The sequence below is a fragment of the Thermobifida sp. genome, assembly GCF_017577275.1.
Classification (GTDB): Bacteria; Actinomycetota; Actinomycetes; order Streptosporangiales; family Streptosporangiaceae; genus Thermobifida; species Thermobifida fusca.
Map to the genome: position 1 here is coordinate 77,139 of NZ_PITY01000012.1, position 15,547 is coordinate 92,685.

10 protein-coding genes are annotated in these 15,547 nt (G+C 67.6%); 3 read left to right on the forward strand and 7 right to left on the reverse strand.

From position 1 onward, the window contains the following. Positions 1-329: 329 nt before the first annotated feature. Positions 330-2,072, reverse strand: a complete 1,743-nt coding sequence (gene murJ / locus CW348_RS01555) for a murein biosynthesis integral membrane protein MurJ (RefSeq protein ID WP_016187953.1) — start codon at positions 2,070-2,072, stop codon at positions 330-332. 109 nt (positions 2,073-2,181) lie between these two features. Continuing rightward, positions 2,182-4,629 carry a DUF6049 family protein gene (locus tag CW348_RS01560; protein ID WP_258076864.1) on the reverse strand — a complete coding sequence of 816 codons (2,448 nt, stop codon included), beginning with the start codon at positions 4,627-4,629 and terminating at the stop codon, positions 2,182-2,184. A gap of 358 nt (positions 4,630-4,987) precedes the next feature. Here CW348_RS01560 and CW348_RS01565 point away from each other — a divergent pair, with 358 nt between their 5' ends. Beyond that, entirely contained in the window at positions 4,988-6,496 is a 1,509-nt protein-coding gene (locus tag CW348_RS01565) for a CCA tRNA nucleotidyltransferase (protein ID WP_169803315.1), read from the forward strand. Between the two features lie 45 nt (positions 6,497-6,541). On the opposite strand, the gene CW348_RS01570 is transcribed toward CW348_RS01565, so the two are convergent. The 5 genes from CW348_RS01570 to CW348_RS01590 form a co-directional block, all read right to left on the reverse strand. Further along, positions 6,542-7,843 carry an MFS transporter gene (locus tag CW348_RS01570; protein WP_287462507.1) on the reverse strand — a complete coding sequence of 434 codons (1,302 nt, stop codon included), beginning with the start codon at positions 7,841-7,843 and terminating at the stop codon, positions 6,542-6,544. Positions 7,844-7,862: 19 nt separating this feature from the next. Continuing rightward, the gene (locus CW348_RS01575) at positions 7,863-8,549 is read right to left on the reverse strand and encodes a hypothetical protein (RefSeq protein ID WP_016187949.1); all 687 of its coding nucleotides are present in this window, start codon (positions 8,547-8,549) and stop codon (positions 7,863-7,865) included. A gap of 288 nt (positions 8,550-8,837) precedes the next feature. Next, positions 8,838-9,917, reverse strand: coding sequence for an inositol-3-phosphate synthase (locus CW348_RS01580; protein WP_011293516.1), 1,080 nt, complete (start codon positions 9,915-9,917; stop codon positions 8,838-8,840). Between the two features lie 94 nt (positions 9,918-10,011). Beyond that, positions 10,012-10,575: a PadR family transcriptional regulator gene (locus tag CW348_RS01585; RefSeq protein WP_011293515.1), complete on the reverse strand. Its 564-nt coding sequence runs from the start codon at positions 10,573-10,575 to the stop codon at positions 10,012-10,014. Between the two features lie 723 nt (positions 10,576-11,298). Further along, complete coding sequence (locus CW348_RS01590) at positions 11,299-11,745, reverse strand: hypothetical protein (RefSeq protein WP_159055917.1); 447 nt, start codon at positions 11,743-11,745, stop codon at positions 11,299-11,301. A gap of 195 nt (positions 11,746-11,940) precedes the next feature. On the opposite strand from CW348_RS01590, the gene CW348_RS01595 reads away from it, so the two are divergent. Both CW348_RS01595 and CW348_RS01600 read left to right on the forward strand, forming a co-directional pair. Then, a complete protein-coding gene (locus CW348_RS01595) occupies positions 11,941-14,133 on the forward strand; it encodes a transglycosylase domain-containing protein (protein WP_016187948.1) in 2,193 nt (730 codons plus the stop codon). Beyond that, complete coding sequence (locus tag CW348_RS01600) at positions 14,130-15,500, forward strand: glycosyltransferase family 87 protein (protein ID WP_011293513.1); 1,371 nt, start codon at positions 14,130-14,132, stop codon at positions 15,498-15,500. The genes CW348_RS01595 and CW348_RS01600 overlap by 4 nt, the downstream gene beginning before the upstream one ends. Positions 15,501-15,547: the final 47 nt, after the last annotated feature.

The window sequence follows — 15,547 nt, forward strand, 5'->3', positions numbered from 1 at the left end:
GTGGGGAGGGGCGCGGGGTTTCGGCGATCAGCGCTCGCAACGACGAGCACACACCGTTTCCCCAGCTTGGGTGACTTGCATCACTCTAGTGTGGAGTGGTGGTGGACAAGAGGGGCGGACCGAACCAGCCGGTCTGCGACCACGGTAGAGCCAGACCTGCTGGGAGGGAATAGCCCATCGGTCCGGATCCCGCGAACACCACCACACCGAACACTACGCCGGGAACCGCCCTCGCGCGCAACCACCAAGATCCGCAGTGTGGCGCGTCGCCCGCCCCGGTGCAGCCGGCGGAGGAACTGTCCGCGAAAAATCCCCGTCCACCGCGGCCGTTACCGGCGCAACCGGGACTTGACGAGCTCCATCACCGCGCTCAGCTCATCGATCCGCAGCAGCTTGGCCGCTACCAGGAACACGGGGAGCCCTGCCAGGCAGCCCACCACGGGCGCACCGATGTTGACGGCCAGCCCTGAGACGAACCACGACTGGAACAGAACCAGCACGCCCCAGCCCACAACCACGCTGGGTGCGGTCGCCAGGTAGAGCCGGACCAGCGTGCTGGCGATACGGCGCCCGTCCAAACCGCCCAGCCGGCGGCGGAGGATGAGCCCGCCGAGGAACACTCCCACCAGGAACGAGGACATGAACCCGCCGGCCACGCCAACCACCACGAAGTGCGGCGGCAGCAGCCAGGACGCGGTCAGCGCCAGCACGCCGTGCACGGCGATGTTGGCGATCCCCAGGAACGCGGGGGTGCGGGTGTCGCCCAGCGCGTAGAACACACGCAGCATCAACTGGAAGACGCTGAACGGCAGCAGGCCGAGCGACATCACCATGAGGATGTAACCGATGTTGGCAGCGTCGCTGTCGCCGGTGTTGCCGTGGGCGAACAGCAGCACCGTGATCTCCGTGGCGTACAGCGAGATCGCCAGCGACAGCGGCACCAGGATCAGCGCGGAAACTCGCAGCGTACGGGAGAACCCGGCACGCACCTCGTCCCAACGCTGGTCGGCAGCGAACGCGCTCATCTGCGGCAGCAGCACCGTGATCAACGAGACCGCGATGATCGCGTACGGCAGTTGGAAAAGCTGGTAGGCGTAGCTGTAGGCGGTGAGACCGGCGCCCGCGTCCGCTGACCCGTGCGCATTCGCGGCCACGTTGGCCCCGGTGGCGATCTGGGAGGTGATCACGAAACCCAACTGGGTGGTGAGCGTGTACAGGAACATCCACCCGGCCGTGCGCAGGGCCTCCCCCAGCCCGGAGCCGCGCAGGTCCAGCCGGGGCCGCCACCGGTATCCCGACCGCCACAGCGAGCCCAGCAGCACCACCGTCTGCAGCACCATGCCGCAGCTCGTGCCCGCGCCCAACAGGATCTTGTCGGCGGTGGTCACCGTCTCCACTGTGCTTCCGGTGCCCACCATGAGGAACAGCACCCCGACGGCGATGATCACCAGGTTGTTGAGCACAGGGGCCCATACCGGAGCGCCGAACTTGCCCCGGGTGTTGAGCATGGCGCTGATGAGACCGCTCATCCCGACGAAGAACACCTGGGCGAGCAGGAAACGCGCCAGGTAGACCGACACCTCGGCCTGCGCAGGCAGGAAGTCGCTCGCGTAAAGCTGGATCAGCGGCCGCGCGAGCAGGATCGCCGCCACTGTCACCACCAGCAGCACCAGGACAGCACTGGTGAACAGGCGGTCCTCCGTGGCCTTGCCGCCGTCGGCGTCCCGTTTGCGCCGCCGCACCAGGAACGGCACGATCACGCTCGCCATCAGACCGCCGATGAGCAGGTCGTTGATGATGAACGGGATCGTGTTGGCGACGTTGTAGGCGTCACCGAGCAGCTGTGTGCCCAGCGCTGCAGCGAGCACGACGGTACGGAAGAACCCGGTGACCCGAGACACCATCGTCCCGACCGCCATGACCATGCTGGAGCGCATCATGCCGCCCGGCGTGGCGGTGGAGTCCTGCTCCGCCTGCGGGGCAGCCGAATCGGCGTGGGGGGAAGGGGACCCCGCGTCCTTGGCAGGGCCGCCCGTGTGGTCGTCGCTGGCGCTGCTGATGTCGGTCGCCACCGGCGTGGCTCCTTTCGATAGCGCCGACGGCACGCCCGTCGGCGCCGAGATGTCGTGTGGGAAGGTCTCGTCGAAACAGAAGTTCAGGGTAGAAGACCGCGGCCTCTGGTCAGGAACGGGCCTCTTCAGCGCTCTCCCCATCCTGGTCTGGTTTGACCGGGCCGGGCGGGGAGTGGCTGTCCGTGTCGTCGGCACGCTCCCCGGTGACCGCAGCCAGAGAGTCCTCCTGCGCGGCAGCAGTAGCGTCAATGGCCGCCTGGGTTTTCCGCGCCTGGTCCCGCCGCCATTTACGGACCGCGCGCGGGGCCAACGCAACCACCAGGACCAGGGCGGCGATCCCGCTGATGAGGAGTGCGCCGCTGCCGAGCCCGGTGGCGTTGACCGGGATAGTGGTCGGCTCGTCGGTGATCGGTTCCCCATCAGCATTGTGCAGGCTCAAGTGCAGCACGGTGCGGCCGTTGACCGTGGCGGAGAGCGGCACGTACACGGTGGTCTTGCCGCCGGGGCCGATCTCCATCGACTTGGTGTAGTCGCCGATCGACAGGCGTTCGGAGTTCTCCGAGAAGATCGACAAGTGGACGGTCACCGAATGGTCGCTGAGATCGTTGGCGACCATCACTCCGAGCGTGCCGTTCTTGCTGGCCAGCGTGATGGGGTCGCCGGGGATCACGTGGATTTTGGCTTTGTGCTCCTGAACCGCCTGGTCCACTCGGTCCAGGATGGCCTCGGCGACTTCCGTGTCCTCACGCCACCACGCCGACTCCAACCGCAGCACCGCGGGACGGAACGGGTCCGCGTCCTCGGTGAGCACGCTGTTGAACAGCCGCACTTGGCGGCGGATCTTCCGGATCCGCTCCACATGGTCCGCGGAGAGTTCCGCTTCCGCGGCTTTCTTCGGGTAGGTGAGCCCCTGCCGGTCTTCGGCATCGGCAGCGTCGGCGTCGACGCTGGTGAGAGGCACCGCGGACAGCCACGGCGCCTGCTCGGTGGCGTCGAGCAGGCCGGTGGCGTACGCGGGGTCGGGGTCCCAGTCCTGCGGCGGCGCCAGGATGAGGGTGCGCCGCTTGTCTGGCGCCTCAGCCGCAATCATCGCTGTTTCCGCGACGAACCGCTGCGTGGCCAGCGTGCTGGCCCCGGGCGTGTGGGTGTTGGCGCCGAGGATCCGGGTGAGCCCGCGGTCGACGACGAGCGCAGTGCCTTCCTCCCCGCCGGCGAGCGGCAGCGGGGCTACGCCTCCCGGCGTGTGGCCGAGCCAGTTCTTCGCGGGCATTGCCGACTCGTCGAGGAGGAACGTGGTGGCCCCGTGCGAGTTCAGGAAGTCGCGGGTGGCTTCGTCCATCACCCCGTTGGCGGGCCAGGCGAGTTCAGTGTCGGCTTCGCGGCCCAAGAGCTCCGCTACCGTGGAGCGCCCCAATTCGACCGCGGTCTCCGCGTCCCCGCTCAGGTCGGCGTCGAGCAGGGCGGGCAGGTCGGGGTTGGCATAGGGGACGGCGAGCAGCGGGTCTTCCGCCAGCCACAGGCGGGCGTGCGCGAGCCACACTTGGGCGTCCACGCTGGCCTCGTGCTCTTCGAGGACAGGGCCCGACTCGGTGGCGTTCGTCAGGGACCAGTAGCTGCCCTCCCCGAGCCGGTGGATGTCGTCGAGGAGGGCCGGATCCACCGCCCAGGTGATGGGGACGGGGTCGGCGGGTGAAGGAGTGTCCTCCGGGGTGGGGCCGGGCTGGGTTTCGGTTTCCACGGCCGTGGCGGGGGACGCGGACGGGTCTCCCAGCGGGGAGGCGGTGGCGTCGGCAAGGTCCGTGACCGCGTCCTCCTCCTCGGGCTGGGGAGTGGGCCCGGTGTAGGTGGAGTCGATTTCTCCGTCTTGGGCGCCGATGGTGAGCAGGCGGCCCAGCCGACCGTCTTTGGTGATCTCAGCGGCGAGGTCTGCGGTGAGATAGGTGTCGTCGTCGGCGCGCTGCGGGCGGTCCATCAGCGGCCACACCCAAGCGACCTGGAGCTTCGTCATTTTCTCCGCACCGGTGTAGACGACGAACGTGCGGAGGGTGCCGAGGTCGTCCCCGGATTCGGTGGCGGCGCTGATGGTGAGCGGGTACACCCCGAATCCGCCTTGGAAGTCCAGGTCTTTGACGGTGGTGCGCAGGGTGAAGGAGATCGCGGAGCCGGGCGGCAGGGGCGTGTCGATGGTAGTGGAGGGGCCGGACGCGTACGGTTCGGGGCCTGCGCCGTCGGCGTGCCGGTCCAGGGCGTCCCGCCCGGTCAGCGGGTAGGGGTTGTAGCGCAGGCGGACGGTGATCCCGTCGAGGGTGGCGTCGGTGGTGTTGGTCACCAGTCCTTTGACGGTGACGGTGTCTTTCTTCTTGGCTACCACCGAGGTGATGTCGGAGAGAGCCAGGGAAGGCAGCTCTCGCACGTCGTCGACAGGGAGGATCGTCGCTGTCCCCGGCATCGACTCGGTTACGGCCTGGGCTGGCGGACTGGGCTGGAGCGGGGTCAGTGCCGGAAGCACCGCGAAGGCGGTGGCCACGACCACGCCCAGATGAGCAATTCGACGCACGCCTCTGGGTCTTCCGAATCGTTGGACGGTCGGCTGAAGTCGCCGTACGGGTGGCTCCACAGAATAGAAGAGTCCCCACGGGAGCGCGATGACTCCGGGACAGTACCCGTCAAAGGCGCCGCTGCCGACCGTTGCGGGCCTTGTGGATCAGGGCGGACGCGGCACGCCGCGCGTCACGTCCGAAAACGACGATACCTGTTGTCCCCAAATGGGAACAGTGGGCGCAAGCGTCAGGCCACGAGGCATACGGCATCCTGAGAAGCAAGGGGACGGGCGACAGGGCCGTGGGATACGCCACTGGTGCCCGGTCCGGAAGCAGAGTCGATTCGCCATGGTGGAGTCTGGCCACATAGTCTCTGTGCCTGTGTCGAACAGTGAGTTTCCCGATCGGATCTCGAACTCCCCGACCGTTGAGGCCACGCTGACGGACGAACAGCGCTCGTCAGTCGACCGACTGCTGCGCACGGTCGACCCGGTAGTGACCGAACTGGGTGAGCGGTTCGCCGCGGCGGGGCACGAGTTGGCGATCGTCGGCGGTCCCGTACGCGATGCGCTCCTGGGACGTCCGGTTCACGACATCGACTTGACCACCGACGCGGTGCCCGAACGCGTCCTGGAACTCGTGGACGGCTGGGCCGACGCGGTGTGGACCATCGGTATCGAGTTCGGCACGGTAGGACTGCGCAAGAACGGGCGGCAGGTGGAGATCACCACCTACCGGAGCGAGTCGTACCAGGTCAAGTCGCGTAAGCCGGAAGTCAGCTACGGCACGTCGCTCTACGAGGACCTGGTCCGGCGGGACTTCACGGTCAACGCCATGGCGGTGCGCGTGCCCGGCGGGGAGTTCGTGGACCCGTTCGGAGGCCTCCGGGACCTGGCGGACCGCACGCTGCGCACTCCCGGCAAACCCGAAGACTCCTTCAACGACGACCCCCTGCGGATCATGCGGGGAATCCGGTTCGCCGCCCAGTTGGGGTTCTCAGTCGACGAGAAGGTCGCTGCCGCGATGACCGCGATGGCGGAACGGCTGCGCATCGTCTCCGCTGAGCGGATCCGCGACGAGCTCACCAAACTGATCCTGAGCCCCAACCCGCGGCTCGGCGTGTCCCTGATGACGGACCTGGGGGTGGCCAACTATGTGCTCCCCGAGATCCCGAAACTCAAGCTCACGGTGGACGAGCACCACCGGCACAAGGACGTCTACGAGCACTCGCTGACCGTGCTCGACCAGGCCGTGGACTTGGAACGGGCCCGCGGCATGGAGCCCGACCTGGTGCTGCGGCTGGCCGCACTCCTGCACGACATCGGCAAACCCAAGACCCGGGCTTTCCAGCCGGGCGGCAAGGTCACGTTCCACCACCACGAGGTGGTGGGCGCGTCGATGAGCAAGAACCGGCTGACGGCGCTGCGATTCCCCAAGGACGTGGTCAACGACGTCAGCAAGCTGGTCTCCCTGCACCTGCGGTTCTACGGCTACGGCAAGGGGGAGTGGACCGATTCCGCGGTGCGCCGCTATGCGCGGGACGCCGGCCACCTGCTGTCCCGGCTGCACATCCTGACCCGGGCCGACTGCACGACGCGCAACCGCCGCAAGGCTGCGGCGCTGGCCCGCGCCTACGACGACATTGAACGGCGGATCGAACGGCTGGCGAAGGAAGAGGAGCTGTCGAAGATCCGTCCGGACTTGGACGGCCACGAGATCCAGGAAGTGCTGGGAATCCGGCCGGGCCCGCTGGTCGGGCAAGCATGGCGGTACCTCCTGGAGCTGCGGCTGGAGCACGGCCCGCTCGGCAAGGAGGAGGCGACGAAGGCGCTCCTCCGCTGGGCTGAAGAGCAGGGAATCACCCCGGGCAAGCCGGAGGAGTGACCTGCGGCGGGCATCCCCTGCCCGCGATGCTCCGAGTCGGGTGGGTCAGCCGGCAGTGGCCGGGGACTCTTGCGCCACGGCGCTCCGCCGGGTCACGGCACCCCAGTACAGGGCCATGGCCGCGTAGCTGACGGCCATGGCTGTCACGACCGGGACCGACACCCCTGACGGCGGCACGGTGAGCGCGGCAACCGCCGCAGCAGCGACGAACGCCGCGTTGAAGAGCATGTCGTAGACGGAGAACACCCGGCCCCGGTAGGCGTCGTCGACATACCGCTGTACGAGGGTGTCCACGGTGACCTTGACCCCTTGGGAGACCACCCCCAGGGCGAAGCCCGCCACGGGGAACACGGACGCGTGGAAAGGCAGCCCGAACACGAGCAGAGCCGCGGCCCCGCCGACCAGCAGCACGGCGATCCACGTTCCTGCGCGCATCCGTTCCCGCGCCCACGGGGTGATGACCGCGCCGACCAGGAAGCCGACAGCGGAAGCCGCCATCGTCACGCTGAACGAGGCGACCCCGGCCGTGCCGCCCGCCGTGAACGTGTTGTTGTACAGCAGCAGCGTCATGATCGTGGCAATGCCGTACAGGAACCGGTGGCCAGCGATCGTGGCCAGCCCGTCGCGGGCCCAGCGGCGCTCCCCGATGTGCCGCGCCCCGTCCACCAGTCCGGCTACGACTGTGCGCAGCGCCTCCCGTACGCGAGGAGAGGCGGCTGCCAAGTCGGGGCCCAGCTCGGTACGGCCCAGGGTGAGGGACACCAGCCCGGCCACGGCGAAACCGCAGCCTGCCCCCGCGAGGATCAGCGCAGTGCCCAGCAGGCCGTCCCCACCGACCAGGCGCAGGCCAGCCCCCGCCCCTGCGCCGAGGAACGCGGCCGCTGTGCCGCACGTCGGCGTGACCGCGTTCGCCATGACCAGCCGGTCGTGCGGCACCACGTGGGGCAGGGCAGCGGACAGGGCGGCGAGGAAGAACCGGTTGATGCTGAGGAGCAGCAGCGCCGCGAGCAGGAACGGCGCTCCGTCCCACCCCAACGCGACGAGGACAGCGGTCGCCGCTGCCAGTCCCGCTTTGACCAGTGCGGAGTACAAGAGGACTTGGCGGCGCGCCCAGCGGTCGATGAACACCCCCGCCCACGGTCCCACGATGGAGAACGGGAGGAGCAGCACAGCGAAAGCCGCGGCGACCTCTCCCGCGGTCGTGTGCTGCTCCGGGGAGAAGAAGACGTATCCGGCCAGGCCGGCCTGGTAGACGCCGTCGGAGAACTGCGACGCCAGCCGAGTAGCGAAGAGCCGGCGGAATCGGGGACCGCGCAGCACTTCGCGGAGATCGCCGTGGAAGGACATCCGAACAGGGTAGGCCGGATCAGGACGGGTTCAGTACGCCGTCGGCGGTGCTGATCGACCCGTCGGGCTGCTCGGTGGCCACGCCGACAAGCAACTGGCCGTCTTTCACCACGATGTGCACGTGGCCGGAGGGCGTGCAGGTGCCGTTGCCGTCGTTGGTCGTGGTGTACTGCAGGTCAACGCTGTCGTCGCCGCTGCCGGTCACGAGGAGGCCCCAGGTGCAGGTCCGGCCGTTCGACATGGACAGCTCGGCTTCTGCGGTGCTCTCCCCGCCTTCGATGTGGAGCTCCAGATCCCACCGGGACTCCAGGTTGCCGGACATGTCGTACTGGCTCATGGTGCCCTGCCAGTCCCCGTCCATAGCGTCGGGGAATACGGGGGACGACCCGCTGCCGGTGTCGTCAGCAACCTGGTCGGAGTCCCCGGTGCGGGTGTCCGAGGTGGCGGTGGGACGGTCGTCTGCGGTCCTCGCGGCCGTGCTGTCCGGTGAAGCGTGGGCGGCCGGAGGGTCCGCTGTGTTGTTGTTCAACGCGATGACCGCCACGATCGCCACGATCAGCGCGACAATGGCGACGCCGCTGACGGCGAGCATGATGATGCCCGCAGTGTTCCGGCGTGGCGGTGGAGAAGGAGCAGGGTACTGCGGCGGGTAGGCGCTGTTCTGCCAGTGCGTCCCCTGGCCCTGGGGGTGGTGGGGGTAGTTCACGGACGTGCCGTCCCTTCCAGTCAACTCGGTGGGTGGCGCCTGGTGCCCGGAGTGCTGACGGCACAACGGGAAGGCAGCACGGTCGCGGACGTGTCTTCCGGAACCTGGATAGCAGCGGAGGGTGACGGTCGGCTGCTGTTCTGCTTCTTCCTTCTCTTATGTCGAATGAGATGGTCCCGGAATGTTTTTGGTTCCCTCAGGGCGGGACCGGTGCGCCTACGACAAGCCCATACACGAAAGAACGCCGGGGCAGGCGTCCGCCCCGGCGTGTGCGGTAGGCCGTCGGAGTTAGCGTTCGATCTCTCCGGCGATGAACTTCTCCACTGCTTCGTGCGCTTCGGCGTCCGAGTACTGCACCGGCGGGGACTTCATGAAGTACGAGGACGCTGCCAGGAGCGGGCCGCCGATTCCGCGGTCCTTAGCGATCTTGGCGGCGCGCACGGCGTCGATGATGATGCCCGCGGAGTTCGGAGAGTCCCACACTTCCAGCTTGTATTCCAGGTTCAGCGGGACGTCGCCGAAGGCGCGGCCTTCCAGGCGCACGTACGCCCACTTGCGGTCGTCCAGCCACGGCACGTGGTCGGAGGGGCCGATGTGCACCGAGCGGGCGTTGAGTTCGTGCGGAATCTGCGAGGTGACCGACTGGGTCTTGGAGATCTTCTTGGACTCCAGCCGCTCCCTCTCCAGCATGTTGAGGAAGTCCATGTTGCCGCCGAAGTTGAGCTGGTAGGTGCGGTCGATGATGACACCGCGGTCCTCGAACAGCTTCGACAGCACTCGGTGAGTGATGGTCGCGCCCACCTGCGACTTGATGTCGTCTCCCACGATGGGCACACCCGCGTCGGTGAACTTCTGGGCCCACACCGGGTCCGAAGCGATGAAGACCGGAAGGGCGTTGACGAACGCCACACCCGCGTCGATCGCGCACTGGGCGTAGAAGCGGTTGGCTTCTTCAGAACCGACCGGAAGATAGGAGACCAGCACGTCGGCTTGAGCGGCCTTGAGCGTGGCGACCACGTCGACGGCGTCTTCGGTGGACTCCTCGATGGTCTCCCGGTAGTACTTGCCCAGTCCGTCGAGGGTCGGGCCGCGCTGCACCGTCACCCCGGTCGGCGGGACGTCGCAGATCTTGATCGTGTTGTTCTCGCTAGCGGTGATCGCGTCCGCGAGGTCCTGGCCGACTTTCTTGGCGTCGACGTCGAACGCGGCGACGAACTCGATGTCCCGGATGTGGTACGGACCGAACTCCACGTGCATGAGGCCGGGCACGCGGGATGCCGGATCGGCGTCGCGATAGTAATGGACGCCTTGGACGAGTGAGGCGGCACAGTTGCCCACGCCCACGACGGCTACGCGTACCGAACCCATGGCAGTGGTCTCCTTCTGTCGATTCCGAAATCTTTGAGTGCGTGGGACATGCTTGTCGCGGCGTTGCCGCAGGGCTGGGGTGGTTCGGAAGGAGTCATCCCAATGGTCCCGGCTGAGACGGGGAGAGTGCAGCGAGGCGCTGTTCCCGCGCGATAAGCCCGTCAAGCCAATGGATCTCCCGCTCCACGGACTCGGCTCCGTGGCGGCGCAGTTCCCGCAGATAGTCGTCAGCGGTGTGGGCCAGGCGGGAGCGCAACTCCTTCAGCCGGGTGAGAAGCCGATCGCGGCGACCGTGCAGAATGCGCAGCCGAAGGTCCGATCTGGCGTGCCCGAAGAGGGCGAAGTACACGCCGAAGGACTCGTCGTCGCAGGCCGCTGGGGTGACCTCGTCGAGCATCCCGTGCAGGTGCTGGTGTCCAGCCTCGGTGAGGCGGTACACGATCCGGGTCCGCCCGAATCCGGTCTCCTCGGGGTGCTGGGAGATATGCCCCCGACGCAGCATCCTCTTCAGGCAGGGGTACAGCGACCCGTAGGAGAAGGCCCGGAAGAACCCCAGTTCGGAGTTGAGGCGCTTGCGCAGTCCGTACCCGTGCAACGGGGACTCGTATAACAGGCCGAGGACGGCTAGCTCCAGCACCCTGGCCCGGCGTGCGCTCATCCCTCACCTCCACCCCGGCTGTGTCTTGGACATGGTGAACGCCTCTACCCCGAGCCGGGGAGAGGCACACCTGTCGGCACCCTTTGAGGCGTTCCTGAGTGTATCTGGTTGATATATCGAGCCGATAGGTGAACCCCCCGAGTACCGGATTGAGGAGTGGTGGGGCGAGGCGTCGATAGGTGAGGCGGAAAACCCGATGCTGTCGGGTTTTTCGGCGATTCGCCGCACTCACAGCCGTTTCGTTCTCCGATTGTGGAAAACAGTGCGCGTCCCCGGTGTGGCCAGGTACTCTCAGCCGTGGGTTGTGCTATAGGGCGTTACCGTCCTAACGTAACTTTCGCCCCGATAGGACCATCGCATGCCGTTTGCCGTGGTATCGGTGTTCGCTATGCGTCGGTGGTGCGGCTGGTCCACCGTTCACTGGCAACGCGTGAACGGCCGTAGCAGGGAAAGACCACGTGGTCGTCACGGGCCCCACCCGTGGTGTCATCCACGTGCAGCCGATACAGAGAGGTTCGGGGTTCGGGACGTTCCGAGGTCTTCCCCCGATCAGCCAGTGACGAGGAGGTCAGGCAGCAACCGGTTCAATTCCGCCTCACGAGCGCCTTCGGTCACGCGCCGATCCCCCAGGCGACACCGAGAGCGGGAGAAACGGAACGAGGCTTTCCCGCATGGTCCGGGGGCTGCACTGCCTCTCCCAGAAGTCGACAGGCCGGTCGGCCTTCAATAGACGAACGAGGACGCGTGAGTACCGAAAGACGACGGAGTGCTGGCGGTCGCCGCCGGGCCGATGGCCCGATGGGTGAACCGCGCGGCGACGGCGGTAGGCGTAGCCGCGACGGCTACGCCGCGGACGAGCGCGCCGCGGCGGGTCGCCGTAGGCCGCGGGAGGACGACGGTTTCTGGGCTGACGAGCCCGGGCGCCGTGCCCGCGGGTCGCTGGGCGACTATGAAGATCGGCCGCGCCGCTCTCGGAGCAGAGAGGACTTCGGTGATCGTCCACGTCGTTCCCGTGACCCACGGGACGACTACTTCGACGAGTCCCCGCGCCGCACTCGGGCGCCGCGAGGCGAGGACGAGTACCGTCCGCGGCGGCGGGCCGCTGATGAGACGGCCGTGCTCGGCAGTGGCGGGGCACCGGGTCGCCGGAGGAGCCGAGATTCCGGCCATCCCGAGGACGGGCGTCCAGCGCGTCGCCGACGTGCCGAGGATGAAGGATACAGCGGACGTCGTCGGGCAAGCGCGGCCCACTCGGGGAGTGGCGGCGGACGGCGCCGCCGGTCCTGGGAGGACGAGGACGAGTACGACGAGAGAGGGCCCGTCCGGCGCTTCTTCGCCAAAGCGTGGAAGCCCACGCTCATCACCATGGCGGTGCTGTTCGTCCTCGGGGTCGCGGGGATCGGCATCGCCTACGCCATGGCCCCCTCCCATGAAGACCTTGAGGCCAAAGCCGACGTCAAGCTCGCAGCGAACGTCGTCTACTTCGAGGACGGCAAGACCGAGGCCACCAGGTTCGGGGAAGTCGACCGGGTGCCGGTCGGTATCGAGCAGGTGCCGCAGACCGTGATCGACGGTGTCCTCGCGGCCGAGCACCGCACCTTCTACGAGGACAACGCGATCAACCTGATGGGTCTGCTCCGCGGTCTCGTCTTCGGCGGTACGCAAGGTGGTGGTTCGACCATCACCCAGCAGATGGCCCGGAACTACTACGACTCGCTGACCACCAACGAGTCGTCCACGATCGACCGGTACGTCCGTAAGTTCAACGAGATCCTCATCGCGTTCAAGGTCGAGCAGAGCCTGACGAAGGACGAGATCCTCGAGCAGTACCTCAACACCATTTACTTCGGGCGCGGCATCGGGGTGCAGGCAGCCGCCCAGGGGTACTTCGGCAAGGACGTCAGTGAACTCGACGCCGCTGAGGGTGCGTTCATCGGCACGGTGATCCAGCAGCCGGGCAACTTCGGCACTGCGGTCCCCGACTCCGAGATGTACGAGATCCTCAAGGAGCGGTGGCAGTACACGGTGAACGGCCTCGTCGAGATGCACGAGGAGAACCCCGAGCGCGGTCTTAGCCGCGAAGAGGCCGACAAACTGGAGTTCCCCGACCCGCTGCCGCTCGAAGCCGACGACTCGTACGCGGGCTACCGCGGCTACATCCAGGAGGCGGTCCGCAGCGAGCTGGAGTCCCGCTACGGGCTGACCCCGGAGCAGATTGCGCGCGGCGGCTACCAGGTGACCACTTCGCTCAACGAGAAGTGGATGCAGTACGCCGAGGAAGTCGTCGAGGAGCAGAAAGAACGGACGCTGAACAACACCGGCCAGGAGATCCCGGAGGAGACCCAGTTCGGTATCGCCATGGTCGATACCTCCACCGGTGAGATCAAGGCGTTCTACGGCGGTCCGGACCCCACCCAGTACGCCAACCAGTCTCTGGTGCAGCGGCAGCAAGCCGGCTCCGCGTTCAAGCCGTACGTGCTGGCCACTGCGTTGGAGCAGGGCATCAGCCTGCGGAGCATCTACGACGGCGACAGCCCGAAGGAGTTCCCGGGCCTGGCCCAGCCGGTCAGGAACGACGGCAACCGCAGCTACGGTCCGGTCGACTTGATCCAGTCCACCCGGGACTCGATCAACACCAGCTACGTGCAGTTGGCGATCGAGGTCGGCCCGCAGGCGGTGATCGAGACCGCGCTGGCCGCGGGAATCCCGGAGAAGCAGTTGGAAACGGCCGAGATCGGTCCCAACATCGCGCTGGGCACCATGTCGGTCGCCGCGGTCGACCAGGCGGCCGGGTTCGCGACTTTCGCCAACGGCGGTTACCACATGCCGCAGCACTTGATCGCTAAGGTGGTGGACACCGAGACCGGCGAGGAGCTGCAGCCGAAGGACGCCGACATTCTGGAGTCCGGTGGCACCCGGGCGTTCAGCGCAGAGACGGCGGCCGACGCTACTTACGCGATGCAACAGGTCATCACCGACAACCACAACGCCAAGCTGGACGACGGCCGTCCCATGGCCGGCAAGACCGGTACCTCCAACAACGCCGTGTCCGCGTGGTTTGTGGGCTTTGTGCCGCAGTACTCCACTGCGGTGGGACTGCATCGCACCGACGGCGAACCGCTCGTGCTGCCTGGTGAGGCCAGCATCTACGGTGGTCAAATGCCAGCCCGGTTGTGGAAGGCGTTCATGACCAAGGTGCTGGAGGACGTGCCTCCCGAAGAGTTCCCCCAGCCGGTGTTCGGCGGCGAGGTGCGCAACCACGCACCGACTCCGAGCCCGGATCCTTCGCCTTCGCAGGAGCCGGAGGAGACCGAGGAGCCGACCACCGAGCCGAGCATGCCGCTTCCCTCGTTCACTCCGCCGGGTCGGGGCGACGAGCCGAACTGCGACATCCAGTGGTGGCTGCCGGAGTGCCGCCAGGATGACGAGCCGCCCGGCGACGGGGAGCCGACTTCTCCGCCTGACGAGCCGGGCCAGCCGGGCACCGGGCCTGGCCCCGGCGGTATCGGCGGTCCGGGGTGGAACAGTAACCAGATCGCTTACCGGGGCCGGGAGTGACCTCGTCACCGCACCGGTCTGAGGAGACTGGACTGCAGGGCGCCGACAGCGGGACTGTCGGCGCCCCTGCCGTGTCCGCGCCCCGTCCCGCCGACTGGGTCTGGCTTGTCGTTCTCGGGGTCGGCGGGGCGCTGCTCGGCTACCTCGGCAAGGCCCGCTGCCGGTTCGGTGGGGCGTGGCTGGACGGCACCCAGTACCCGGCGCTGTGCTACACCGACGTCTTCCCGCTCTACTACCGGGACGAGCTCGACACCGGGGCCATCCCCTACCTGGACATCCCGGTGGAGTACCCGGTGCTCACCGGCGGCCTGATGTACGTGCTGTCCCGGGCCGTGTCCTGGCTGCCCGACTCTTTGACCCGCGGATACGGCTACTTCGACGCCACCGCCCTCGTGATGGGCGTGTGCCTGGTGGCCACGGTGGTCTGTGTCGGATGGCTGGTGGGGCGCGGCGGGGTTACGGCGACCCGGCGCGTCTTCCACTCGCGGGCTGCGCTGCGCGCTGGAGCGTTCGTCGCCCTGGTCCCGGCCGCGGTGCTGACTTTCGCGATCAACTGGGACCTGCTCGCTGTGGCGCTCGCCGCCGGCGGACTCGTCTGCTATGCGAAGGACCGGCTGTGGGCGGCCGGGGCGCTAATCGGTCTCGCCGTGGCCGCGAAGTTCTACCCGTTCTTGTTCTTCGGCCCGCTCTTCGTGCTGATGGTTCGCGACCTGGTTCGGGAGCGGGCAGGCCGGGAGGCGGTTGCCCGGTTCGCCGTCCCGCTGGGGGGCGCGCTGCTGGCGTGGGCGGCGGTCAACCTGCCCGTCTACCTGGCCAGTCCTGAAGGGTGGAGCACTTTTTTCACGTTCAGCCAAGAGCGGGGGGCCGACTGGGGGTCGGTCTACTACGTGCTCGGCATGCTGGAGCTCTTCCCTTCCGGTGACCGGGAGATGGTCAACCTGGTGGGCACCACGGCACTGCTGGTCTGCTGCGTGGGGATTGCCGCGCTCACCTGGTTCGCGCCGCGCCGTCCCCCGGTAGAACAGTTGATCTTCCTGGTGGTGGCGGCTTTCCTGCTGACCAACAAGGTGTGGTCGCCGCAGTTCGTGCTGTGGCTGCTGCCGTTGGCTGTGCTCGCCTGGCCCCGCCGCCGCGGTCTGCAGCCGTTCGCGGTGGTGCTGTTCGTGCTCTGGCAGCTCGCCGAGGTCGGCTACATCGTGGGGGTCTGGCACTACCTGTGGGCCCACCAGAACCCGATGATGGGGGTGGGGATCGAGTTCGAGACCTACGCGGTAGCCGTGTTCGGCCGGATGCTTTCCCTGCTTGCCGTGGGTGTACTCGTCGTTGTGGATTCTGTGACGAGCCGGTCCGCTGTCCTTGACAACTGATAGCCTTGAACTCTGTTCGGCTAGGGGAGCCCTCGCGAGCACGGTTC

Bases quoted from the DNA above. Each gene is read 5' to 3' on its own strand.
- CW348_RS01570 (WP_287462507.1), bottom strand. From the start codon at position 7,843: ATGTCCTTCCACGGCGATCTCCGCGAAGTGCTGCGCGGTCCCCGATTC.
- CW348_RS01580 (WP_011293516.1), bottom strand. From the start codon at position 9,917: ATGGGTTCGGTACGCGTAGCCGTCGTGGGCGTGGGCAACTGTGCCGCC.
- CW348_RS01585 (WP_011293515.1), bottom strand. From the start codon at position 10,575: ATGAGCGCACGCCGGGCCAGGGTGCTGGAGCTAGCCGTCCTCGGCCTG.
- CW348_RS01590 (WP_159055917.1), bottom strand. From the start codon at position 11,745: ATGGCCGGAATCTCGGCTCCTCCGGCGACCCGGTGCCCCGCCACTGCC.
- CW348_RS01595 (WP_016187948.1), top strand. From the start codon at position 11,941: ATGGCGGTGCTGTTCGTCCTCGGGGTCGCGGGGATCGGCATCGCCTAC.